Origin of the sequence: Microcoleus sp. Pol1C5 (assembly GCF_036701115.1) — a bacterium.
GTDB lineage: Bacteria > Cyanobacteriota > Cyanobacteriia > Cyanobacteriales > Microcoleaceae > Microcoleus.
This window is the reverse complement of the sequence record NZ_JAUBQE010000029.1, coordinates 1-23953: the sequence shown is the minus strand read 5'-3', so window position 1 is coordinate 23953 and position 23953 is coordinate 1. Positions and strand designations below refer to the sequence as shown.

The window sequence follows — 23953 nt, the reverse complement described above, 5'->3', positions numbered from 1 at the left end:
TTAGATATCAGGTATTCGATGATTCTTGTTGTTGGAAGAGGCAGTAGTAACGCCCTTTGAGAGCCATTAATTCTTTATGAGTTCCCCGCTCGACTACAGAACCTTGATCCATCATAATAATTACATCAGCGTTTTGGATGGTAGTCAGGCGGTGAGTAATGAAAAACACCGTGCGGCCGGCGAAAGCTTCTGCTAAGTTATTGCAAACTTGGCGTTCCGAATGGTAGTCAAGCGCGCTTGTAGCTTCGTCCAAAATCAGCAGTTTCGGGTTTTGCAAAATCGTGCGGGCGATCGCCAAACGCTGCCTTTGACCCCCAGAAAGCGACGAACCCCGCTCTCCGACTATCGTATTGTAGCCAGCAGGCAAGCCCATAATAAAATCATGAGCCACCGCTAATTTTGCTGCTCGCACAATCTCATCCGTACTCGCATCGGGATTGCTCAGAGCAATATTTTCCTGTACCGAGCAGTTAAACAGCAAAGTATCTTGCAATACCACCCCAAGTTGGCTGCGAAGCGAGTACAGTTCCACCTTAGAAATGTCATACCCGTCAATAAAAATCCGACCCGACAGTGGCGGATAAAGACGCTGCAACAGCTTCATCGCCGTACTCTTACCGGAACCGCTTCCCCCCACAATTCCCACAAAACTGCCAGCGGGAAATTCCAAATTTACATTAGCCAATTGCAGTGGGCCGCTCTCCAAGAATCGGAAGGAAACCTCCTCATAGGTAACCTGCCCTTGAATTGCGGGCAGCGGGATATTGCTGCGGTCTTCCTCGCTGGTTTCCGTCGGCGTATCTACCACATCCTTGAGCATATCGATCGACATCGAGACTTCTTGGAAACTCTGCCACACGCTCACAAAACGCAGCAGCGAACCAGTCACGTTGCCGGAAATAATTCGGAAAGCAATCAACTGACCCAAAGTAATCTCATTTCCCAGTACCAAATAAGCTCCTACCCACAACTGAGCTAAGTTACCCACCTGGTTTAAAAAGCCGCTAACCGTACCGGCCGTAGTCCCCGTGATAATTGTTTTAAAACTGGCTGTAATGTATTTTGCATAGCGGCTCGACCACTCCCATCGGGATTTCAATTCAATATTTTGAGCCTTAACAGTTTGAATCCCGCTGACTACTTCCACTAGATAAGATTGAGAGTCAGCAAAACGGTTGTTTCTTTGTTTTATCAGGCGCAGCACCAGCGGATTGATTAGAACAATCATCAGCCCCAGTATCGGTACCACTGCCAAAGATACAAACGTTAGCTGCACGCTGTAGGAGAGCATAACGGCGACGTAAACGACCGAAAATACTGCATCGAGAACCACTGTCAGAGCTGTGCTCGTCATGAATTCCCGAATCTGGCCCATCATGCTGAATTTGTAAACCAGATCTCCCACGCGCCGATTGTCAAAGTAATTTTGGGGGAGCCGCAGCAAGTGGTCGATGACTTCTGCACTCAATTTGACATCAATGCGGTTTGAGGTATCTATAAACAAAAAGGTACGCAATCCGTTGAGCAGCCCTTCAAACAGAGCAACACCTAACAGAAACGCCCCCAAAATATCCAAGGTGTCAATGCTGCGCTGACCTAAGACTTTATCAATAATTATTTGGCTGATTAATGGGTTTGCAAGACCAAATAACTGTACAAAAAACGAAGCGAGTAACACCTCAAAAAACACTGTCTTGTGTTCCATCAGCGCCGGCACAAACCACCAGAAGCTGAACTGCTCTTTTTGTTCGACTTGCGGAGCTTGCAGCAGCAGGACTTCTCCTGATTCTCCCCAGATTTCTTTAAACTGAGGTATCCGCTTCCGCATCAGCCCCTGTTCGGGCGTGGCGAGCACCAATTCTTGCTCGGTGATGCTGTAAATAATGGCAAAGCTATCTTGCCATTTAATCATTACGGGGGCTTTGATGCGGTTGATGGCTTCTGCTGGCACTTGCGCCAATTGGGGCGTGAGGCCGATGCTTTGGGCGATCGCCCCGCAGGCTTGCAGACTGATAGAACCAGCGGTTTTTAACTGATTTTCTAGAACTTTGCGGATGATATCTCGACGAAATTTAAGGCCGAAATACTTGCTCAACATCTGGAAGCAAGCTAGCGGACTGTCAATCTGCCCTTTGGCGCGGAAAACTGGGTATTTCGCCGCCGCATCCTTTGTTTGGCCACTTACTGGTTCTGGGGGACGGTCAGGGCCGGGTAGAACCTCGATCAATTTTCCGGGCGGATTCTGCCCAGGGCCTACTATCTCTGTCGTGCCATTTAATGAGTCTGTTTCGGGTTGGGGTTCTGGGGGTTCCCGGAAGCCGACCAATCGCGCGCCGAGGCGGCCTTCTACTTTTAAGGATTTGGCTGCGTTTTCCACAGAGAATCGGCTGCCGGTGGGAAAGTCGCCCAAGACGCCACTGCTGACGAGCCAAACTCGATCGCCATCTAGCTCTTTGGCGAGGTCTTGAGTTTTTTTGTTGCCGTTTGGCACGTTGACAACTGCCGCATCTTGCCAAGCTTGCAGTGTGAGTTCCTTGAGATTGGAAGTGCCGTCGGCTTGGCGCTGCAATTCCAGGCTCAACAGTTCAAATACTTCGCTCAAGGAACAGTGTTCGCGAAAGGCTTCTCCAAAGGTCGGCTGTTTTTCCACTACGCTCAGGAAATCTTCGGCAGGTAGGACGATCGCGATCACATCTGTAGAAGCGATCGCCGTTTCGCAGGGAACTCCCCTGAGCAAGCCAGCCCAGCCGAGAATTTCCTTCGACTGCACCAAGCGCAAACTTACGTGGCGCTGCGAGCGCTGGTCAAAGCCCAGCAGCCGGGCCTGGCCTTGATAGATAATTGCCACCTGAGTCGGCATTTTTTCCCGTTCAAACAGGGGTTGCCCCGTCCGGTAGCCGAGGAGTTGGCATTTAGCCACCAAGGCTGTCAGAGCCGTCTCTGACAGTCGGTCAAAGGGAGGTGTTTGAGCTAGGAAATCCTGAATTTGGGAGAGGGAAACAGCGGAAGAAGTCATCCAATTTTAGATTTTAGATTTTAGATTTTAGATTGAATCCACACATGAATCCAGGGGGTTTTTGTCAGGATGCTACGCTTTTTAAAGTCTCCACGGATAAATCCGGGGGCCCCAGACGAAAGTGCTTTCGGTCATGATATTGAAGACACGGAAGAGAGGGGCTGTAGCGGGCCTATTTGCGAGATCTGTTCGGTGAGCCAGCTTTCAAAGAGTTCGTTAATCAAGTGCAGCCGCATCGATTCATCGAGCTGGGCTGGCATGAACTTTTCTAGTCGAATAATTACCATCCATTCTGCCAGAGGACGCGGCGTCCAGAGTTGATTTGGCTGGCTGACGGACAAAAGTTTGCTGATTGCCGGGTGGGGCTGGCTGAGGGGTACTGGGCCCAACAACCCGCCTGACTTGGACTCTGGTCCTTCGGAATAGTCCCGGGCCACTTCAGCAAAGGTTTGTTCCCCTTCGAGGATGCGAAAGTAAAGTTCGTTTGCTAGTGCTGGATTTTTGGTGCGTACCAGGGAATAGACTACATGGTCTAGGCTGGCTTTGCGGGTTAAAAAATAATTATCTACTTTAGGTCTCCAAGTGGCTTGCTTAAATTTTTCGATCAGCAAGGGCCTGACGGCCATCTCTTGAAGTTCTTCTTCCGTCATGTTTTGACCGCGCAGCCAAGCTTCTTTGGCTTCGGGGGCTGTCAGTTGGTGTTGTGCCAGAAAGTTCTCGACGGCGGATTTGCGTTCTTCGTCGCTGCAACTAAAGGATGCGATCGCTTGGTCTACTATTACACCGCGCAAGAATTGCGGCATTAACTGATACCGCTTCAGGAGCGATGGCATATCCTGAGCTTGCAGTAATTTATCGCCTATTTGAAAAAGTCCTGTCATTTTTTTATCTCCAACTGACTTGCGCTTCCCCTTTTAATTTAGCTGTGGCAGGAAAAGAGCGACAACCACTAACCCCTCGATTCCCCGATGATAGCAGACCGTCAGTGGGCTAGCGCTATTGCTGTCTATTTCTTGACGCTCTGCCTAGCGAGGGGTTCCCCGCGGGTCTCCTAATGGTAACGGGATGCGAGAGTGGGAGAGTGGGAAAATCTTTACTTCTGCCATCTTCCTTTTTCCCTCAACATCCATCCGCTAAACCCCGTACACTGCTTAGTTGCTGAACTTCCTTCTTCCTTCACTCTCGGAATAGTCTTTCAAAGAGTGTTCCGAGTTGGGTCGAGCAAGCGCGACTGTCGAGATATTTCGGGTTTGCCGCCATTTTTTGCTGAATTCGATCGCGGTAGTGCCGCCGCAGTTCTGGGTCGGTTCCCAGTGCTGTACTCAGATCTAAATAAGAGTTCTCGCTGTTTGCTACCAGTTCCGGAATTAGCAGTTCTTCGATCACTGCGGCTGATTGTCGCGATCGAGTTGTTTGCCCTTTTCTTACCACTACTGGCAACCCGGCCAACAGGGGTTCTGCTAAGGAGCAGGCACTGCTGTATGGATAGGAGTCTAAATATATATCAGCCAATTCCAGACATTTTATGTAATCTGCGCGAGATGGCAGCGCTTTAATCACAACTAAGCGCTTTTTCTCAACCCCAAATTCGGCAAAGAGCGATCGAATTTGGTTGTAAAAAGGCACTGTCGGATAGTTTTCTGAGCGGGAACTAAAGGGATACAAAACTAAAATAGAATTTGGTACAGCCGCAATAATTTTTGCCCAAGTTTCTCTCAATTCTGGGATAATTGTCCAAGCTTGAGCGCCGGACATGAACACTACAGATTCGTCTGTAGCTCCCCAACTGCTGCGAGTCGGTTCAACTATGGCAGGTGCCGATCCTACACTATAGCTTAAACAAACTCCCGATCCTTTTAAAGTAATTAATTTTTCGCGATACTCTGCTGCTGCACCTGGAGGCAATGCCAAATCTCCGGCCATGAAATAATCGATATTTCGGGCGCCCGTGGTGGCGGGGGTTGATGCACCGGTAGCTATTTGCACTCGCGCTAGTCGGTGCAGGCACAGCAGCGCGCTTGGTTGAGAAGTGTCGGTAGTATTGGTGCAGATTAGCAGAATATCTAAATCGTGCGATCGCATTTCTCGGACTTGATTGGGCAAATCTTCTGACAGTTGCACCAGTTTATCGGCGCAATTTTCGCAATATTTCCCTAGTCGCTCGTCTTGTACCTGGAAATAGTACACGATAATTTCAAATTTGCTTCTGTCTAAATATTCAAAACTCGGAAGTGCAGCACGAGTCTCGCATTCATCACTAATTTTATCAAGCAAAAAGCCAACTCGAATTTTAGTTGTTTCTGGTTCTTTTGGAGGAAAATTCCATTCTATTTGACAGCCGATATTTTTCAAATAAAATTCCAGAATATCAGCTCGATGACTCAATACATTAAGCTGATTTGCTTCGCTCAAATACAAAGCTTGGAAGCTAACTGTTTTCGCAATAAAAGCCACCAAATAACGCCACACTTCTGAATCGGGAAAACTGGCGATATTAGCAGCGACATACTTGATTAACTGCTGGAAATATTCAGAGTACCTTTCAATTTCCCAGTTTTGTTTAAAATAACCGGGAAACTGAAATATAAATTTCAAAAACTCCTCAAAAAACCACTGGGGAATTGCTGCATTTTTATACTCAAGTGGCAACTGATAAGCGTCGCGGTACAGCATCGCTGCGAGGAGATATTGCATCTTCTCGGCAATTTCCCCTCCTTCAGCAAGTTTCGAGGATAACTGCTGGACAAAACTTTGTTCTTCCTCAGTTAAAATTTCATTTTTTAGGGCGCTATTTAGGAGCAATTTATGAGCTTTGCCCATGTCTTTCAAGTAAGAATTTTCTAATTTTCTCGCTGGCAAATTCAGCCAATATTCAGCTAGCTGTTGGCGGTATTGGCGCAGCACGAGAAGATGCTGTTTTGAGGGGAATTTATTGTATTGCTCAAGCATTGCTGACAATTCCGATAAACTCGGCTGGGTTCTCAATGCCAACTTTTGGCGAATTTTCTGTTGGATTTGTTGATCCAGGAAACTGTAATCAGGACTATTTAGTAGTTTTTTGTAAAATCTGACTACATCTTTATGATTTTCCCCAGCAGCGAAGTTTTTCCAAGTTTGTTGTTCGGGATGAATCCGCAGTGACGACAGTTTTTCGTCTACAAATCCGATATGATAGTTCCCCATGATTCGCCACCACATATCTAAGTCTACATACTGAGATAATCCCGAATCAAATAATCCTATTTCTTCAAAGACTCTGGTGGCAATTAAGACGGTACTCGGTTCGCCAATTTTGTTTATGGGGTTGCTCAAGCAGTTAGTATCTGCCAATAATTCTTTTCCTGGCTGAATAGATTTTAAATTAGACCAACTTTTATGCAAATCTTTAATTGATTGGGAAGCTTTCCGCAAAATCGGGTTAGATTCATTTTCAGCTATGGTGATGCCTCGCGGGGAGAAAACCATACCTATTTCTGGGTTTTGTTGGGCGACGGCGACCATTTTTTCAATACATTCTGGTGCGAGCAAGTCGTCTTGAAACAAAAACTTGATGTATTGACCTTTTGCTTGGGATATGCAAAAGTTCCAGTTTTGTGATAAGCCGTAGTTGCGGTGCAGTACGATGCGGAAATCGACTGAGGTTTGGGATTGGAAGGATTGGGCGATCGCAACTGTTTCGTCTGTGGAACCGTCGTCGGATATAATCAGTTCTATGTTAGGGTAAGTTTGGGCCAAAGCACTTTGAATCGCTTCGCCAATAAATGCCGTACCGTTGTATGTCGGAATACAAATACTAACTAAAGGTCGTGCATTTTTTACTGTCGCCCCCTGAGAGGACTTTTTCCGTATTCCGCCCTCCAAGCTTTTGTAATTATCTGTAATTCCGGCAATATATTCGAGACGGTTTTGAATTTTTCTCCCGACATTTGACGGATTCAGTAAACTCTTAATTTCATCAGCAGCTATTCTTCCAACTTGCTGAGCTTCCCGGTAATTGTTGAAGACATGACGCATTAAATCAGCAGCGTGTTCGACATCCGCTTGCGCCCAAACATTGCCTTTTTTGTAAGGTCCGAAATCTTTCTCAATTGGGATTAACTTATACTTGACTAAATAGCTGTTGCCGACATTCATAAATTCTGTATTTGATGAATAGCCGGTGGCAATTACGGGTTTGCCGTAAAACATGGCTTCAGCCATTGTTAAGCCGAATCCTTCACAGCGGTGCAGCGATACATAACAGTCGCAATTATAGAGCAAGCCGTTAAGTTTATTTTTGGACAAATATCCGTCTAGATGTTTGATATTTGAATTATTTGCTATGGCTGAGTTTAAGGATGCTTGCGCTGCTGAAAATTTCTGGGAATTAGAAGATTTGATGACCAATAATACGCTGTTATCTTCGCCAAAAGCTTGCTTAAATGCTTGAATTGTCGCTAAAGTATTTTTGCGCTCGATGCGGCTAGAAAAGTCGAATACAAACAAGAAAATAAATTTATTTTTCGGTAAATTCAGTGCTTCTCTGTTCAGGGAAGGTGCGGGGAGAGCAATACTAGGCATGATTTTGATAACCGGAATAGGCGCTACTGCTGCAATTGCTTCGGCGCAATAGTTGCTGTAAGTCCATATTTCGTGAAAGTGATTAAATGCTGGCTGCCATTCTGGGGGGAATGCCGGAAGTTCCCAAGCCCAAAAGCCGATATTGTATTTGTTTTCAAAATAGGTGGAACCTGTATGTTTGATAAAGGTTGCAACTTCATCGGCGTTGACTTGAATTAAGTTTACAGGATAGGGATTATCTTGGCTAAAATTTTGATAGGTGGTGTCTTTCTTGCGGTGGGGACTGTGGGTAAAATTGTTTATGGCGAAGGGAATCCCGGCGGCTTCTGCAGCCCTAATATTTGCTCTGACACCTTCTCCTATGCCAAATTCGCCGTTGATGTAGCCGGCGATGTTCATTCCTCGAATAGGGTTCATAGTTTCTAATGTATTTAGCACAGTGTAGTGTGGTTTTTTTGAGAAAAAGCAGAATTAATCAGCTCAAGTGCGCTCAAAAAGGTAGGCTAGAGAAGAAATTATAATTTTGCAGAATATTTGCTAACATATAGCAATCCTGGAGGATTTGTGAGTAAGATTTAAAGGAAACGCTCTTAACGTAGACCAAGAGAAGAGAAAAGAAAAAAAGTTCGCAACTGAGATTTTAGTGCTTGACAAAGATAGCGATCGCCATTGTATACTGGCATCGCAATGCTAACCTTCGGCTGGTTGTCTGTCGGCATGGGTGGCTCTGTTTTATTTTACGATAAACTAATCAGGAATTTTAGACAAAGTGAGCGATCGCGCCAACCACGACTTCTTGAAGCTGCTACCGCCGGATGCTAAAGTCATTGTTGAAATTGGCTGCGGTACGGGTTCGACGGGCGAACAGTACAAACTGATCAATCCCCATTGTCAGTATATTGGCATTGAATGCGATCGAGAAAAAGCTAAAATTGCCGTCGATCGGCTAAACTGGGTGACGGTAGCCGATATTGAAGAAATTGCCCTCGAAAGTCTCGAAATCGCTCCAGGAACCGTCGATTGTTTGGTTTTTGGCGACTTGCTACCCTATCTGAAAAATCCCTGGGAAGTCCTCAAGCAATACAGTGCTTTGCTGAATCCAGAGGGGCAAATTCTCGCTAGAATCCCTAATGTTCAATACTGGCGGCGAATTGTCAATCTGCTGCGGGGGCAGTGGGAGAATCCCGACAGCAAGATGCAGCACTGGTTTACCCTAGAAAGTATTAAATCACTATTTGCTCAAGCCGGATTGCAGGTTTATGAATTTCAAGGAAAGGGACACAAAACCGAAAATTTTGTCCACTTTCAGGAATTACTGAATCCAATGGTCAAGGCTTTAGAGCTCACATCGAGCAGCTTTGCTACGGAAACAGGTGCTGAACATTATATCGTGCGATCGACCAAATCGACCGTACCTGCGCGCAGACTGCTGATTCAGACTATCATTATGGCTCCTACAGGGTGCGATCGCGTGCGAGTTTTGGAACCGGACAAATTTAGCGCCACAATTCCCGGTGTCCGCACCGTATCCGGCGTGAAAACAGCAGGATTAATTCCCCCTCTGCCGGAAGAAGAAAAAGTCTTCATTTGGCAGCGGACAATTATGCAATATCCCGGCTATATTCCCCAGCTCAAAGAACTGTTGCAACAAGGCTATTTAATAGTAGCTGAAATTGACGACAATCCCATCCGCCGCCGCGAATATGCAGATAATAATTACCTCAGCTATCGCGGCTGTCACTGCGTGCAAACTTCTACAGAACCCCTCGCAAAAATTTTGCGCCAATACAATCCAAATGTGGCTGTATTTCCCAATCAATTAGCTTATCTACCTCCGCCGCGAGTTTATCCGGCAGAAGATACAGTCACAATATTTTTTGGTGCACTCAACCGCGAAAAAGATTGGCAGCCGATTATGGCAGCACTCAATCGAGTTTTAGTCGCCCACAAGCACCGGATTCGAGTTAAAGTAATCCACGACCGAAAATTTTTTGAATCCTTGAAAATACAGCAAAAAGAATTTGAACCGTTTTGCAGTTACGAACGGTATCAAGAAATCATGTACAGTTGCGATATAGCTTTGCTCCCGCTTGTTTCCAACCCGGTTAACGAAACGAAATCCGACTTAAAATTTATTGAATGTGCAGCGCGGGGAGTAGCGGTGCTGGCAAGTCCCACCGTGTACGAACATTCGATTGTCGAAGGTGAAACAGGATTGATTTATAGATATGAAAAAGAGTTTGAAACCAAACTAAATTCGCTGATTTCAGACACTCCTCGGCGCCGGGAAATAGCCGCGAATGCTTACGAATGGGTGCGCGACAACCGCTTGCTGTGCCGACACTACCGACAGCGGCGAGATTGGTACTTACAGATGCGGGACGAGTTGCCACGTTTAAATGCTGAGTTGCGCGATCGCCTGCCGGAGTTATTTGGTGACTAAATGCGGTAAGATTTATAGGGTTATTGTGCGATCTTACTGTTTTATTGTTTAATTTCTAATTGTTACTCCACACCAATGCGAATTCTATTCACTATTGCTCACTTTTACAATCCCAGCGGCGAGGGCAAACACGCTTCCCAGCGAAATGATCCGCAACCGCGACTGAATGCTTTAACCGCTTGCGTGACAGCGCTGCAAGCTTTGTACGGCAAATCTCAGTCCATGATTGACATTAGCGAATGTGCAACTATCCCAGCAAATCAATCTCAACAGCACGAAATTGACATTGTTATTTGCACTACTCAAGGTTATCATCTGTTGCCTCAACTGCCCGTGCAGCCCAGATGTTTTATGCACCACGCTACCAAATGCGAACCGCTGCTTTTGGGGTTTGAGTGTCAAGCAGTTTTGCGAGCGTGTCTTAACAAATACGATTATTTCTGTTATTTGGAAGATGATTTAGTTCTGCACGATCCGTGGTTTTTTAGTAAATTAAAGTGGTTTACGCATCACGGGGGAAATGGGAATTTGCTGCAACCTAATCGCTATGAAATAGCGCCTAAAGGCGCGGTTTTTAAAGCATATGTTGATGGTGATTTAGCCGACTCAGCGACTTCTCCGTTTCAAAATGTAGAGGAGCAGCGGCAGTTAATGGGAAAAATCATGGAACAAACAGTCGCTTTTGAGCGGGCGTTGAATCCTCATTCCGGCTGCTATTTTTTGAATTCTGAACAGATGGCACATTGGGCGAAGCAGTCTCATTTTTTGGACAGGGATACTAGCTTTATCGGCCCGCTGGAAAGTGCGGCGACTTTAGGGATTATGCGGACTTTTAGAGTTTACAAGTCAACTCCTGCTTATGCTAATTTTTTGGAGATTCAACATTTTGGCACGAGTTTTCTGAACTTGATTGGTAATAAGGTGAGGGTGGCGGAAGCAGGATGAGTTAAGATATTCAGGTAAGTTGCAATACTTGAGAGGTAGCATGACCCCGGCAACCGAAAAGATTGTCCTTCCCTCTCCCTTCCCCGACCACACTCAACTGCCAGAGGAAGATGGCACTTTTGTGAAGAATTTTCAGGAGCATCCCCAGAGTATTATTTTGACTGATTCGATCGGGTCGGTGTTGCAAGAGCTTCATCCCGATGGACAATATGCTATAGGGCAAGACTGTGGCATTTACTGGCGAGAAACTGACCCGCTTGAAAAGGGAGCAGAAGCTCCAGACTGGTTCTACGTGCCGAATGTGCCACCAACATTAGGAAATCAGATTCGTCGCTCTTACGTGCTGTGGCGGGAATTCATGGCTCCGATGATTGCTTTGGAGTTCGCATCAGGAGATGGTTCAGAAGAGCGGGACACAACCCCACTATCGTACTCGGAAGTTGGAGCGGCGCAAAGACCTGGGAAGTTTTGGGTATATGAGCGGATCATGCGGATTCCGTTTTATGGCATCTATGAGATCAATAGTGGCAGACTGGAGGTTTACAACCTGAACAACGGGTTTTACCAGCAGTTGCTTCCGAACGATCGCGGTCATTATCCGATCGCGCCAATGGGCGTAGAATTAGGACTGTGGGAAGGCAGGTATCAAAACCAGACAATGCTGTGGCTGCGGTGGTGGGACAGCGAGGGCAATTTGCTGCTGACAGGTACAGAACGAGCTGCTGTCGAACAGCAACGAGCTTCCTTAGCAGAGCAGGCTTTGAGTGCAGAAGCCCAAGCACGGCGGGATGCCATCCCTCGGTTGTTGGCAATGGGATTGAATACAGAGCAAGTGGCAGAAGCACTCGGTTTATCAGTAGAGGAAGTTAGGCAGAATTCACAATCTTAATGTTGGTTTTTATTAATAAGAAGTCAAAACATCGCCGATTTTAACTGTGCCGCTGTTGATAATTTTGGCTAAAACTCCAGTTTGTGCGTGACCGAATTCCTTTTGGAGTAAACTGAGTAGGGAAATATCCCGATCGCCTGTTTCTGGATTCACTTCTATATTGACACAGCGACCGATTCGTGCTGTAACTTCTATGCGCGCCGTGCCTAATTGAAACTGTTTTCCGATCAACTCAAATTCTGACCAAGCGGCCATACCTTCTAGCACAATGTTCGGGCGAAATCGGCCCACGTCAATGTTTTGAAGAGCAATTTCTGTTAATTGGTCTAATGTGGCTTGACTGAGTAAAGAAATGTGTACGGGTTCTCGATCGGGATAGCGAGTTTCGCCGCTGGTGTCGCCCACTAATTGCAAAGGTGCAAACTGCGGGTGTCTCGCTTCTTTTGTTGGTTCAATAGCCGCCAGATATTCGGTGAAAAAAGCGCCGATGCGATCGCGCCCCGCTGCTGTGTTCGTTTCTGCGGATAACACTTCAACTCCTTGACGCTTGACTGTTAAAAGCGTCGTTTCCGGTTGATAATCGCATTCCAAAGCTGCTAACAGAGGCCAATCATTTTGAACGGCAAAATGTTTTTTGCTCATCCAAGGCACATTATCTGCGGGCATCTTTGCAGCTTCAATATTATCTGCAAACATGAGGGCAAAAGCTCGATCGCCCTTAATTCCGTGTCCTGCTGTTAAAGCAAACTCCGACATTTCTTGCGGTGTCAGTCCTTTAATTGGATAAATAAATAACTGTTTTATTGTTGCTACTGTCATAATTTTTTTAGCTGTGCTTCAATTTAAACTGAACTCTTGTTTCCCCCTTAGTAAGGGGGGCTAGGGGGGCGAAGCTATTTTATAAACATTAATAAAATTGCTCTACAAACCGGATTAAGCTAGCAATTCATAGCGACGGATATCTGGAGGCCCAACGGCCAAACCGTCTAATTTCTGCACGGCGTCTTGAATGTGAGTTGAACCGAGGTGTAGTTCGAGCAAATCTGCACTTTCCCACTCTTCAACGAAGGTAAAATCTGTGGGATCGGCTTGATTTTGCAGGAGTTCGTATTTGATGCAGCCTTTTTCTTTGCGAGTGGGCTCCATAATGCTCAGCAGCAGAGATTTAAGTTCTGCTACTTTGTCGGGAAAGGCAGCGAGGCGGGCGACTACTCGCAAGGTTGTTTTGGACATAGGAGAAAAAAGTCACAGATAGGACGATCGAATTTACCGATTTTTATTTGGCAAACTCAACAATAGAGCATTTTACTTAAAATAACCTAAAGAGGTCGATCGGTCAACGGCAGTAAAATCAATGCTGGGCGCGCTTAAGTCTCAGAAACCCGGTTTCTTGCCAAATTCTTCGTTACTAAGCGCAGAGCCTCGTATAAACCGGGTTTCTTGAGATATTTTGGCGAATACCGGAGGAAATCAATCTTTGGGATAAAATCGCTTGTTTTCTGTAGAATATTCCCAGGCGAGATCCTCCGGGTCTTTTTCGCGGCTCCACTGAGCAAACTCCGGCTTAAGTTTCCACTTGCCGATCGTAGTTGCATGAACTTTGAATCTGCGGGAGAGTTCCGTCTGGGTAAAAGAGATTTTGGGCTTTTCAGGAGTCTTGGTTTGAGCAATGGGGAATAAATTTGGTTTTTTATCTTGTGCTTTTTCCCGATTTGTGGGAGGCTCTTGAACAGCTATTCCCGCATTAGCTGTTTCGCTTTGATTGACAGGTGGAGCTATTTGAAAATAATACAAAATTCCGCCTTGTTCCGTCACTTCAAAATCTGCGGCAAACTCAGAGGCTCGTTCGTCGAGATACTCTTGAACCTTTTCTCCCGGGAGTTTCGCATTCATCGCCAAATCCAAAGCCGTAACTCGCCCTTGATTTTCCTTGATCAACTTATAGAAAACCGAGTCTAAATGAGCGAGTTTATGTTTTTGCTGCTGCTGGTAGAGCCTGCAAGCCCAAGCAATGCCCGCTGTGGTGGCGATCGCCCAAAACATCCTTCCCGACTCGAAACTGGCAACCGCCGTCAAGGAAATAGGCAAAAGCAGGGTAAGATATCCCCAAATGCTTCCCTTCTTTAGGTTATTGCTGTTTTTGACCATAGTTCCTAAACAGGTACGTAGTTTAGCTTAGTAGAGCGTGTCGGAATGCCGCGAAAGTTTTTCGACAGTCGATATATCGGCTAATCGCTGACGCACTCTACGACAAAATCCCAGAATCTACTTTTTTTTGCAACCGAGGGTTCATGTACTTTTTTCGCAAACAGATTGCCATCCTGCTGATAGTTGTTGCTTGCTGTACGCTGACGATTAGTTGCAGCGATAGCCGAGCTGTCCAGTGTACTAAATTTACTGAAATTGTCAACAAAGGCAACGCTCTCATGGATGTTGATAAAGACAGCAACGATGCTGCAACAACCGACAATTTAGCTAAAAATTTGAACCTGATAGCGAATGAACTTGAAGATCTGCGAATAACAGATCCAACCCTCAAAGAAATTCAGGAGCCATTGGTTAAATCCTTCCAGGAAATTAGTCAAGCACTCGGCGACATAAGCAAAAGTCTTCAGGCTGGCAATCTCGCTTCTACAAGTATAGAAGGTCGAGAGCAAATCCAAACAGCTCAAGCAGATATTATTAGAGCCGGCCAACAGGCGAATCAAGCAGCCGCAAATCAAGACGCTTTGACTAGCAAACTGATTAATTATTGTAAGAGCGAGCGCTAAAGGCTAAAAGTTTTGAGTTTTGAGATGGCCACGCAAACCCCAACAACGCACAGCGGCTGAAGGAATTTGAGGAATGCGTCGCCTTCACCTACTATCTACCCCTTTGCAATTACCCAACTTAGTGATGAATTTCTAGATTCAAAATATAGCGACCGAGTTGCACTTTCTCCGACCACAACTCGTATTCTAACTGCAAGTGATCCGGTTCCGGCTTTCCTGTCAGCGTCAAGTTGCGAGTGAAGTTGCGGAGTCGCAACTGTTCGGGAGTCGCCAGCGATTCACCCTGAAGCCAATAACGGCTCAGGCCGTACATTCCTCGTTCCCAGCAGTGGCGGTAACTGTATTTGCCGTTTCCTTGCATCGTCATAATGACTCGATAGGGCGAAACTTCTAGCCAGAGCAACCGGGGTTTTGTAGTTGGGGGTAAGATTGCAACTTGCTCGGCCGATTCGTCGGAGCCGTCGGAAAATTCGCGATCGATTATTGCTGGTTCGTGCAACAACAAGTGAAAGCGCTCTTGGTCTTTTTGATAAAGCGTAGCAGCGGTTTCAACAACTGACCACAAAGGTAAATCTGTGGATACGAGCGATAAACTTACAGGCTTGCGGTGATGGGTCAGCATAAATAAAAGTTTAGGAGTTGTTGTGGATCGGGCGGTTTGAGATTGGAGATTTTAGACTTTAGATTTTAGATTGGCTGGGTTCCAAATTCCGGAGCTTTTGCTTAAAAAAATGAAAAATCTACAACTCGCAATCGAAAATCTAAAATTGTTTAGTCAAACTTCAATCATCTGGTCGATAACTGAGAGCTGGACATGAAATCTAAGCAGATACACGGATAATATTTGTGAAATTAATGTGAATTAAAGTGAAATCCGTGCCGTTGCGTCCGCACTCCCGTGTCATCGAGAACTGACAGCGGAGTCTCCGGGCGAGTTTAATCAGCCTTTAAGTTAACCGGACACATTGGGAAAAAACCCGCAGGCCGTACAAAAGACAACTGACTTAGGACTGGGAAAAAGGTAGGATAGCTAACGCCATCCAATCCTAGTTTATCTCAATGCAAGCTGACATTATAACTACTACGCTTCTTGACAAAAGCCAAACTTTAAGCATTCAAAAACCGGCCTCGGGCTTGTCACTGGTGGGGAGGATTCGAGTTCCGGGCGATAAGTCGATTTCTCACCGAGCTTTGATGTTGGGTGCGATCGCCCAAGGTGAAACTACTATTGAGGGACTACTCCTAGGGGAAGACCCCCGCAGCACGGCTAAATGTTTCTCGCTCCTGGGAGCCAAAGTTTCTGAACTCAACGCGGAACGGGTGACAGTCACGGGCGTCGGAATTGGCGAGTTAGAGGAGCCTGTAGAAGTCTTGGACGCTGGCAATTCCGGCACGACGATGCGGCTGATGTTGGGAATTTTAGCTTCTCATCCGGGGCGTTTTTATGCAGTAACAGGTGACAGTTCTTTGCGATCGCGCCCGATGTCGCGCGTCATTAAACCGCTGCAACAAATGGGAGCGCAAATTTGGGGTCGAAAAAGCAATTCTTTAGCTCCTTTAGGGATACTCGGACAGCAGTTAAAACCGATTCACTACCATTCTCCGATCGCCTCGGCTCAAGTTAAATCTTGCATTTTGCTCGCCGGTTTGATGGCAAGCGGAGAAACTACAGTCACAGAACCTGCTCTGTCGCGGGATCACAGCGAGCGGATGCTGCGAGCGTTTGGAGCCCAATTGAGCGTCGATCCAGAAACTTGTAGCGTGACAGTCACTGGGCCGACACAACTGCAAGGGCAGAATGTGATTGTACCGGGGGATATTAGTTCGGCGGCTTTTTGGCTAGTTGCTGGGGCGATCGTCCCGGGTTCGGAACTCGTAGTCGAAAATGTCGGCGTCAACCCAACTCGTACAGGCATTTTAGAAGCTTTGGAAATGATGGGCGCCGACATTGAACTGCAAAATCAGCGAGAGGCGGCTGGGGAACCAGTAGCGGATATTTTGGTTCGCAGTTCCGGCCAATTGCGGGGATGCACCATTGCTGGCGACTTAATTCCCCGACTGATTGACGAAATCCCGATTTTGGCCGTAGCGGCGGTCTTTGCATCGGGTACTACAATAATTCGAGATGCGGCCGAGTTGCGGGTCAAAGAGAGCGATCGGCTGGCCGTGACTGCTGCAGAACTCAACCGCATGGGAGCCCAAATTTCCGAGTTACCCGACGGTTTAGAAATTACCGGGGGAACTCCTTTAACCGGCGCGGATGTTGACAGCTACACCGACCACCGAATAGCGATGAGTTTGGCGATCGCAGCGCTCAACGCCACAGGTATTACTAACATTCACCGGGCAGAAGCTGCTGCCATTTCCTACCCCGACTTTACCGCCACTTTACAACAAGTTTTCCATCCAAATTGAGAGCGGGAGAGTGGGAGAGGGGGAGAGGGAGGAGTCCGAGATTTGGAGAGGGGAGAGCGGGAAAAATCCTCTTTCTTCCTTCTTCCTTCTTCCTTCTTCCTTCTTCCCTCTTCCTTCAACATCCGTTTAAGAATCTTTACCTACAACTTGTTCTTTTAAAGAATCAATTTCCGTTAACAACTCTTGGCGATCAGAAGCCTTGAGCAGATAGCGGTAAACAAACCAACCCGTATATCCCATGCCAATCAACTCAAAAATTGGAGCTACCAAAGGGACATCATTAAGAGCACCTAAAACTCCCAGCATTACCTTAATACTAATACCGCCTGCCAGGATTAAACCAACTGTTATGAGGGGCTTTTGGTAGTCAGCAAAAAAATTAGAGAGATAGGCTGGAAGTTCCGACAAAATTGTAATAACTTGGTCTTTAATATCTTGGAACTGGCTGGCCGTTGTTTCTGTGGTTGTCACTGTAGTCATGACCCCCGGTTTGTCCTCAACCAGATCTACTGTCACGACTTCAGTGATTGTTTGTGTCTCGTCCGAAAAGTTAGCTTGTGTCATTGAATACTTCCTCCGTTGTCAGGTAAAATTGCAGGCTGTGAATTGCTGCCAGTATAATTCTCCGGCAATTAGCACAGCATCCGCGCTGCAGGGACTAATTGATGAGACTAAGGCAGAGTTTCACAAATTGCAAGCAAAAATAACGATATGACTTGATTTTAAACAATTGCCTTCGCTGCCAAATCGGTCTTTTGACTCATTTTTTCACTTGATCGAGGTCGATTTGATTCGGGCAAGGGCGTCCTTGTTCAAAGTCGGTGATATTGCCGATCGTGGTTTCGGCGATATTTTTCAAAGCTTCCTCGGTGAAAAAAGCTTGGTGTCCGGTAATCAGGACGTTGGGGAAAGTCAGCAAACGCTGAAATACGTCGTCTTGAATGACGTGATTTGACAAATCCTCAAAAAACAGATCCGTCTCTTGTTCGTAAACATCTAAACCGAGGTAGCCAATTATACCAGACTTCAGTCCTTTGGTAACAGCTTCAGTGTCAATCAACTGACCGCGGCTGGTATTGATCAGCATCATCCCCGGTTTCATTTGGTCGATCGCCTCTGCACCTATCAAATGGTAAGTTTCCGGTATCAGCGGACAGTGGAGGCTGACAATATCAGAGGCGGCGAATAGTTCCGGGAGTGCGACGTATTCCATGCCTAGGGCGAGGCAATCTGGGTTTTGGTAAACATCGTATGCCAGCAGGCGACACCCGAATCCGTGCAGAATTTGGGCAGTAATTGCGCCAATTCTCCCTGTTCCGACGATTCCCACCGTTTTGCCATGAAGGTCAAAACCCAACAGGCCATCTAGGGCGAAATTGCCTTCGCGGACGCGGTTGTAAGCCCGATGGATTCTGCGGTTGAGGGACAAAATCAGAGCAACTGCGTGTTCGGCGACTGCGTAGGGAGAATAAGCAGGAACTCGGAGGAGAGTTAGATCTAAATCCTTCGCTGCTGCTAAATCGACGTGATTGAATCCCGCCGATCTCAGGGCCAGCAAGCGGACGCCTTTTTCGGCAATGCTGAGCAGCGTTTTCGCGTCCAAGGAGTCGTTCACGAACGCGCAGACTGCCGGAAATCCAGCAGCCAAAACGCTGGTTTCCAGGTTCAGACGCGGTTCAAAAAAAACTAAATCGTGTTTGCCGCCGACATTCGCTGCTTCCAGAAATGTGCGATCGTAGGATTTGGTGCTGAATACGGCTACCTTCATGATTTTTGCCTGCAAACCCAGTAATAGTTTGAAATTCTTTCCAGATTAACTCTAAATTTTACTAGAACGCCGTTGCCCCAAACAACCCACTTTCCCTGAGAAATATTGAATTTCTTAACAAGAGCCTCTCTGAAGAAGCCCATTTTTTAGCTTTAGGGCCACTCCTGCTTAATTTTTTGAATTTAATTGCTTATACTGTAGTCAACCGCGAGCGTTAATTGCTAAGTTTTTAGGACCAACTCAGATGCGTAAAAAAATCAAAGCTATAATTTATGAAATTTTAGAAACCTCAGAATCAAGCAATTTATACAGTTTAGCCGATGATGTTTTCATAACTTCTTTAATCCTGATAGATGTCGCAGCTTTTATTGCTTCTACTTCCCCCACATTGTCGCCAGAGTACACATCGATTTTGGCAAATATAGAAATTTTTTCCTCCTTAGTATTTACAATAGAATATATTTTAAGGCTGTGGGTGTCTACAGTCGATCGCAGATACAGCCACCCACTTTGGGGAAGATTGAGATATGCTCTTACACCGCTAAGTTTGATAGATTTAATTTCCATCTTACCTTTTTGCTTATTGCTGTTATTTCCTACTTTAAACTTCGTTAATTTAATTCGTGTCCTGCGCTTGTTACGCTTGCTAAAAATGAGCCGTTATTCAGAGTCAGTCCGAACTCTGGGAGCAGTATTGTACGCTAAAAAAGAGGAATTAATTGCCACTGCATTTGCAGTTTTTATTTTGTTAATATTTGCCTCTAGCGTCATGTATTTTGTTGAAAACGAGGCGCATCCAGAGACTTTTGGGAGCATCCCCGATGCAATGTGGTGGGGAGTTGTGACATTAACTACTGTCGGTTACGGTGATATTTATCCAATCACTGCTTTAGGGAAATTGTTAGGAGCAATGTTAGCCTTTTTGGGAATCGGAATTTTTGCGTTACCTGCGGGGATAATTGCTGGAGGTTTTTCCGAGGAACTACAAAAGAAAAAGCAGGAAAAAAGAGCTGAAAATTTAGAGGAATTTGCAAATTGTCAATCGGTCAAAATGCTGGGGGAAATCGCGCCCGGTTTTGAAGAAAAGCAAAGGGCGATCGCACTTCACATCGAAAGTTCGTCCGAGTTGATGAAAATGTGTGTTCAAACGGCGAAACAGAAGTTAGGGAGTGATTTTCAAAATGAACAAATTCTTCGTGATTTAGCTATTCATCTGTACAACGAGACTGTTCGCAAATTCCAGCTTTAATTACAGCCATAGCAGAATGAAGAAGAAAGAAGCCTATAAAGAAAGGGAAAGGAAGGGCGATCGCATCATCGACGGCCCGAGGATGCCGGGAGTAACTCAGTCCTCGATTGCCTCAATACCAAGTTGCCTAAGTCGCTCAATGTGGTCCTTCATGGCCTTGAGCGCTTCGGGGGAGTGCCCCTGCCAATCCGTGACCTCGCCCGTGACGCGCAGCGGCTCCCGGGATCGGTATGACTTCGTTGGATTACCCGGGTATTTCTTGTCCGTCAGATTGGGGTCATCCATAATCGGGCCGGTCGGTTCCACCATATAGATTCTGCCGGGTCCTTCGCCGAGTGCCAGCTCGGCCCCCCAAGTAGCCGCATCCAAGGTGGCAGTCAGATAGACGTAGACTGCCTTATTCCTCTTACCGTAGTTAGAGTTGTAGCCGGGCACGATTAGGTCTCCCGGCTTCAGGTCAGCCCGTGTGCCATGGTAGAACTGCTGCGGAATCATATCGTCAGTGGCTGTCATCGGCTCGCTCCTGATACTGTTTGTCTTCCGCTCGCAAATCTCGCGCCGGTCTAGACAGGGAGTAGGTTGGCCTGAGACTAGGGCGAACGCATCTAAATTTCATGTTAACAGAATATGGTAGATTGCAATACGGTTGACTTAAAAACAATCTGACTTTCAAGAAATGCCTGTATTGCCTATAAAATGCTGAGATTACATTCGTCAAAAAGCGTTAAGTTAACCGTATTGACTTATGAACATCGTTCAATAAGATGCGTTCTCCCTGGCTATAAAGGCTTCGCGAGTGGCTAAAAAGAAGGAAGAAGGAAGAAGGAAGTTGAGTTTGTAGGGTATGGAGTGTCCCACCAACTCCAATATAGTTGACTTAAGAACAATCTGATTTGGGAAAAATACCTGTATTGCCTATAAAATCGCGATCTTAAATTCGTCAAAAAGCGTTAAGTCAACCGTATTGCTACAAACTCAACCTGTGCTTACAGCACACCGTACAAACTGGACTAATGACTAATGACTAATTACCAATCGGGCGGCAAATTGTAATATTCAAGAGTCGATTTATCTTTCAGCAAATCTTCAGTTTGCCGATCGACCTGAATCTGCCCATCAGCCAAAATTAACGCCCTTTGAGTCGTTTTCCCGATCCAATTCAAATTGTGGGACGCGATCAAAATTACCTCGATCGGCAATTGTGACAAAACCTTAGCCAAGTGACGCCGCCACGAGGGATCGAGCCCGTTAGTCGGCTCGTCTAAGATTAAAATTGCTGGGTCTAATGCTAAAATGGCTGCCAAGGCTGCTAATCTTCTTTGACCTCCCGAAAGTTCGTGGGCCGAACGGTTGGCAAATTCTACTAAACCAAATTCGTCTAATAGGGCTAAAGCTCGATCGCGCGCTAGTCCCGGTGGCACTCCGTAATTGCGCGGCCCGAACATAACATCCTCTAAAATAGTGGGCATAAATAGCTGGTCGTTAGCATCTTGAAAGCAAAATCCAATCTGCCGACGCGCCTGCGATAAAGTCGCCTCTTCCAACTTTTTTCCCTGCACTCTAATCTCGCCCGCTTGAGGCATTTTTAATCCGATCAAGTTTTCGAGCAAAGTGCTTTTACCAGCACCTGTCAGGCCGAGTAGAGCAACTCTTTCTCCCGGTTGCAAAGTAAAAGAAATTCCCCGCAATACTGGCTTTTGATCGGGATAGCCAAATACTAAGTCTTTCACTTCGATTGTTGGTGCGGATTTGAGATTAGTCATCCGATTTTAGATTTTAGATTTTAGATTGAATAATTTCCACTCGTTCCCAGGCAGAGCCTGGTAACGCAGATCCGGAGGCTCTGCCTCCACTTTTCCTCCGCAAGAAGCGAGGCAGAGCCTCTGGATCTCGATTCCCAGACAGAGCCGGGGAACCAGTTAAATGCCCAATGCCCAATTACCAATTACCATAAGAAGCGATTGTTAACCCGGCTGCTATTAAAATTGCTAGTGTCAGCCAGAAGCGCTCTTTTGGTGTCGATTTTGAGTCGGCGGGCAAACTTCCTTTATAGCCGCGAATTAGCATGGCTGCGTGTACTCTTTCTGCCCGATCGAGACTTCGCAAATAAAGCGCTCCGATCATGGAAGCACTGGCGTAGCGCAGCCATCCTCCGGTACCCGATAAGCCCCGGAGTTGGGCAGATATTTTCATGCGGTTGACTTCTGCCAGCAGGATTTCTAAGTATTGTCCTGTTAAAAGTACAATCTCTTGCAAACCTGCTGGTAGCGGTAATCCTTTGAGGGCGATTCCGAAACTGTGGGGTGGCAAAGTTAGCAGAAAGCTGTTCATAATTAGCAGGCAAATTAGGGAACGCAGCAACAGAAAACTGGCGCGTTCCCAACCTTGGGGCAGCACTAATAAGGAGAGAAAAAGTAATTCTGCTCCCAACAGTTGCGCTAGGGTTCGCACTGGCGCCCTGAGCGAAAACGACCAAAAAAGTGCGATCGCCCCATAAATTCCCAGCCACAGCCAAGCGCCTGTCTTCAGAAAACCCATGCCAATCACAATTGTGAGAGACACTCGCAATCGAAAAGGTATGGAGAGTTTAGACATCTTTAGGTTTTACCACCAACTGAGCAATTCCAAAAGCCGCGCCGAAGCTGAAGGCAGACCCTAAAAGTCCAGCAATGCTAGTACCAATAGGCTGTTCTTCTAATCCTTTAACTGTGTAATCTGCTAAAGGAGTGGGATTTTCGATCGCCACAGCTTCTTTCTCTTTAAAGCCGTATTTTTCGGCTACCGATTCTAACCCGTCAGGCCAACTTGAAGCAAACAGTGAAAGCACCCCGGAAATTAATAAAACTCCGATTACTGGCACTACCCATTTCTGCAATTGTGGCTGTTGTCCCGGCAGTAAATCCGGCCGCACTTTGACGAGATAAGTTAAAACGCCGCCTGTAATTACCCCTTCGCCAATCCCAATTAAAATATGCACGCCTACCATTGCTGGCAATGCGATATTGAGTCCTACTGTTCCAGAAATTGCCAATTGGATCGCCACAGAAATCGAAGCAGCCACGACGCTAAGGGCGGCTGCAATCCCTGCAGCTAGCGGCAAACGATTTCTGGAACCTCCCAAAAGTTGCTGCAATGGCTGCAACAGCCACCAGCCCACCCAAATGCCAACTAGCCCCATGTTAAAAATATTGGCTCCCAGGGCGGTGATGCCCCCGTCGGCAAACAAGACGCTCTGAATTATAAAAACTGTACTCATCGCTAAAGTTGCCGCCCAAGGGTTCCCCAAAACCACGGAAGCTAGCGCTCCTCCTAACAAGTGCCCGCTGGTGCCTCCGGCTACGGGAAAGTTGATCATCTGGGCTGCAAACACGAAAGCTGTAGTTAAGCCCATGATTGGGGCTTGTCGGAGTCCAAGACTGGCGCGGGTTCGATTTAGGGCAACTGCAATTGCTGCTGCGCTTGCTATGCCGGTGGCAATGGCTACTGGCGGTGAAAGAAAACCATCAGGTATGTGCATTGATGTATCCAAACGAGAGAACTTCCAAGTCTTTAGTCAACTATTTTTTACAAAAATTTAAAACCCCCTCTGGGGGCATTAATGCGATCGAGCGATCGGGGGATTTGTGGCGGGGGATCGCTTACTCGATATAGATTCGGGGTTCACAGCCAGAGTTTTGAGGATGAGAAATGTAACATTAAATAATCCTGAAGAATTATTCGGATATTTTACCGCCCCCCCACATTCAAGCTTTTTGATAATAATTATCAATGTTTGTTTACAGATTTAACTGCAAAATATATTTACCATCACGCTCAAGCAATACAGCACTTTGCTTAACGATTAGGTACAATATTAGAGGTGGTAAGAAAGAGAACAATGAAACCCTACTCCCTAGA

Annotated in this window: 19 protein-coding genes; 6 read left to right on the top strand and 13 right to left on the bottom strand. The window is 46.3% G+C overall.

Features of this window, described 5'->3' with window-relative positions:
• Positions 1–7 precede the first annotated feature (7 nt).
• From QUA23_RS17220 to QUA23_RS17210, 3 genes are all read right to left on the bottom strand, one after another.
• Positions 8–3016: a peptidase domain-containing ABC transporter gene (locus QUA23_RS17220; protein WP_333077407.1), complete on the bottom strand. Its 3009-nt coding sequence runs from the start codon at positions 3014–3016 to the stop codon at positions 8–10.
• A gap of 131 nt (positions 3017–3147) precedes the next feature.
• Positions 3148–3897 carry a peptidylprolyl isomerase gene (locus QUA23_RS17215; protein ID WP_333077408.1) on the bottom strand — a complete coding sequence of 250 codons (750 nt, stop codon included), beginning with the start codon at positions 3895–3897 and terminating at the stop codon, positions 3148–3150.
• 295 nt (positions 3898–4192) lie between these two features.
• Positions 4193–7993 (bottom strand): glycosyltransferase, encoded by a 3801-nt coding sequence (locus QUA23_RS17210; protein WP_333077409.1) that lies wholly within the window; start codon positions 7991–7993, stop codon positions 4193–4195.
• 352 nt (positions 7994–8345) lie between these two features.
• On the opposite strand from QUA23_RS17210, the gene QUA23_RS17205 reads away from it, so the two are divergent.
• The 3 genes from QUA23_RS17205 (at position 8346) to QUA23_RS17195 (ending at position 11853) form a co-directional block, all read left to right on the top strand.
• Positions 8346–10019, top strand: a complete 1674-nt coding sequence (locus tag QUA23_RS17205; protein ID WP_333077410.1) for a methyltransferase domain-containing protein — start codon at positions 8346–8348, stop codon at positions 10017–10019.
• Between the two features lie 75 nt (positions 10020–10094).
• Positions 10095–10964, top strand: a complete 870-nt coding sequence (locus tag QUA23_RS17200; RefSeq protein WP_333077412.1) for a calcium-binding protein — start codon at positions 10095–10097, stop codon at positions 10962–10964.
• A 40-nt stretch (positions 10965–11004) separates the two neighbouring features.
• Entirely contained in the window at positions 11005–11853 is an 849-nt protein-coding gene (locus QUA23_RS17195; protein ID WP_333077414.1) for a Uma2 family endonuclease, read from the top strand.
• 12 nt (positions 11854–11865) lie between these two features.
• On the opposite strand, the gene QUA23_RS17190 is transcribed toward QUA23_RS17195, so the two are convergent.
• The 3 genes from QUA23_RS17190 to QUA23_RS17180 form a co-directional block, all read right to left on the bottom strand.
• Positions 11866–12672 carry an MOSC domain-containing protein gene (locus QUA23_RS17190; RefSeq protein ID WP_333077415.1) on the bottom strand — a complete coding sequence of 269 codons (807 nt, stop codon included), beginning with the start codon at positions 12670–12672 and terminating at the stop codon, positions 11866–11868.
• A gap of 114 nt (positions 12673–12786) precedes the next feature.
• Positions 12787–13086: a putative quinol monooxygenase gene (locus QUA23_RS17185; RefSeq protein ID WP_190656699.1), complete on the bottom strand. Its 300-nt coding sequence runs from the start codon at positions 13084–13086 to the stop codon at positions 12787–12789.
• A gap of 237 nt (positions 13087–13323) precedes the next feature.
• Complete coding sequence (locus tag QUA23_RS17180; RefSeq protein ID WP_333077417.1) at positions 13324–14001, bottom strand: hypothetical protein; 678 nt, start codon at positions 13999–14001, stop codon at positions 13324–13326.
• A gap of 143 nt (positions 14002–14144) precedes the next feature.
• Between QUA23_RS17180 and QUA23_RS17175 the strand changes: the two genes are divergently transcribed.
• Complete coding sequence (locus QUA23_RS17175; RefSeq protein ID WP_333077418.1) at positions 14145–14624, top strand: hypothetical protein; 480 nt, start codon at positions 14145–14147, stop codon at positions 14622–14624.
• A 118-nt stretch (positions 14625–14742) separates the two neighbouring features.
• On the opposite strand, the gene QUA23_RS17170 is transcribed toward QUA23_RS17175, so the two are convergent.
• On the bottom strand, positions 14743–15246 hold the full coding sequence (locus tag QUA23_RS17170) for a hypothetical protein (RefSeq protein WP_333077420.1): 504 nt from the start codon (positions 15244–15246) through the stop codon (positions 14743–14745).
• 437 nt (positions 15247–15683) lie between these two features.
• Between QUA23_RS17170 and aroA the strand changes: the two genes are divergently transcribed.
• Positions 15684–17039 carry a 3-phosphoshikimate 1-carboxyvinyltransferase gene (gene aroA / locus QUA23_RS17165; protein ID WP_333077421.1) on the top strand — a complete coding sequence of 452 codons (1356 nt, stop codon included), beginning with the start codon at positions 15684–15686 and terminating at the stop codon, positions 17037–17039.
• Between the two features lie 126 nt (positions 17040–17165).
• Here aroA and QUA23_RS17160 read toward each other — a convergent pair whose 3' ends face one another.
• The gene (locus tag QUA23_RS17160; RefSeq protein WP_333077422.1) at positions 17166–17603 is read right to left on the bottom strand and encodes a CAAD domain-containing protein; all 438 of its coding nucleotides are present in this window, start codon (positions 17601–17603) and stop codon (positions 17166–17168) included.
• 196 nt (positions 17604–17799) lie between these two features.
• On the bottom strand, positions 17800–18807 hold the full coding sequence (locus tag QUA23_RS17155) for a 2-hydroxyacid dehydrogenase (RefSeq protein ID WP_333077423.1): 1008 nt from the start codon (positions 18805–18807) through the stop codon (positions 17800–17802).
• Positions 18808–19051: 244 nt separating this feature from the next.
• Here QUA23_RS17155 and QUA23_RS17150 point away from each other — a divergent pair, with 244 nt between their 5' ends.
• Entirely contained in the window at positions 19052–20056 is a 1005-nt protein-coding gene (locus QUA23_RS17150) for an ion transporter (protein WP_333077425.1), read from the top strand.
• Between the two features lie 96 nt (positions 20057–20152).
• On the opposite strand, the gene arr is transcribed toward QUA23_RS17150, so the two are convergent.
• From arr to QUA23_RS17130, 4 genes are all read right to left on the bottom strand, one after another.
• A complete protein-coding gene (gene arr / locus QUA23_RS17145) occupies positions 20153–20569 on the bottom strand; it encodes an NAD(+)--rifampin ADP-ribosyltransferase (protein ID WP_190738102.1) in 417 nt (138 codons plus the stop codon).
• Positions 20570–21084: 515 nt separating this feature from the next.
• Entirely contained in the window at positions 21085–21819 is a 735-nt protein-coding gene (locus tag QUA23_RS17140) for an ABC transporter ATP-binding protein (RefSeq protein WP_333077426.1), read from the bottom strand.
• Between the two features lie 175 nt (positions 21820–21994).
• Positions 21995–22651: an energy-coupling factor transporter transmembrane component T gene (locus tag QUA23_RS17135; RefSeq protein WP_333077428.1), complete on the bottom strand. Its 657-nt coding sequence runs from the start codon at positions 22649–22651 to the stop codon at positions 21995–21997.
• Entirely contained in the window at positions 22644–23573 is a 930-nt protein-coding gene (locus QUA23_RS17130) for an energy-coupling factor ABC transporter permease (RefSeq protein WP_333077429.1), read from the bottom strand. Before QUA23_RS17130 ends, QUA23_RS17135 begins: the two co-directional genes overlap by 8 nt.
• Positions 23574–23953 lie beyond the last annotated feature (380 nt).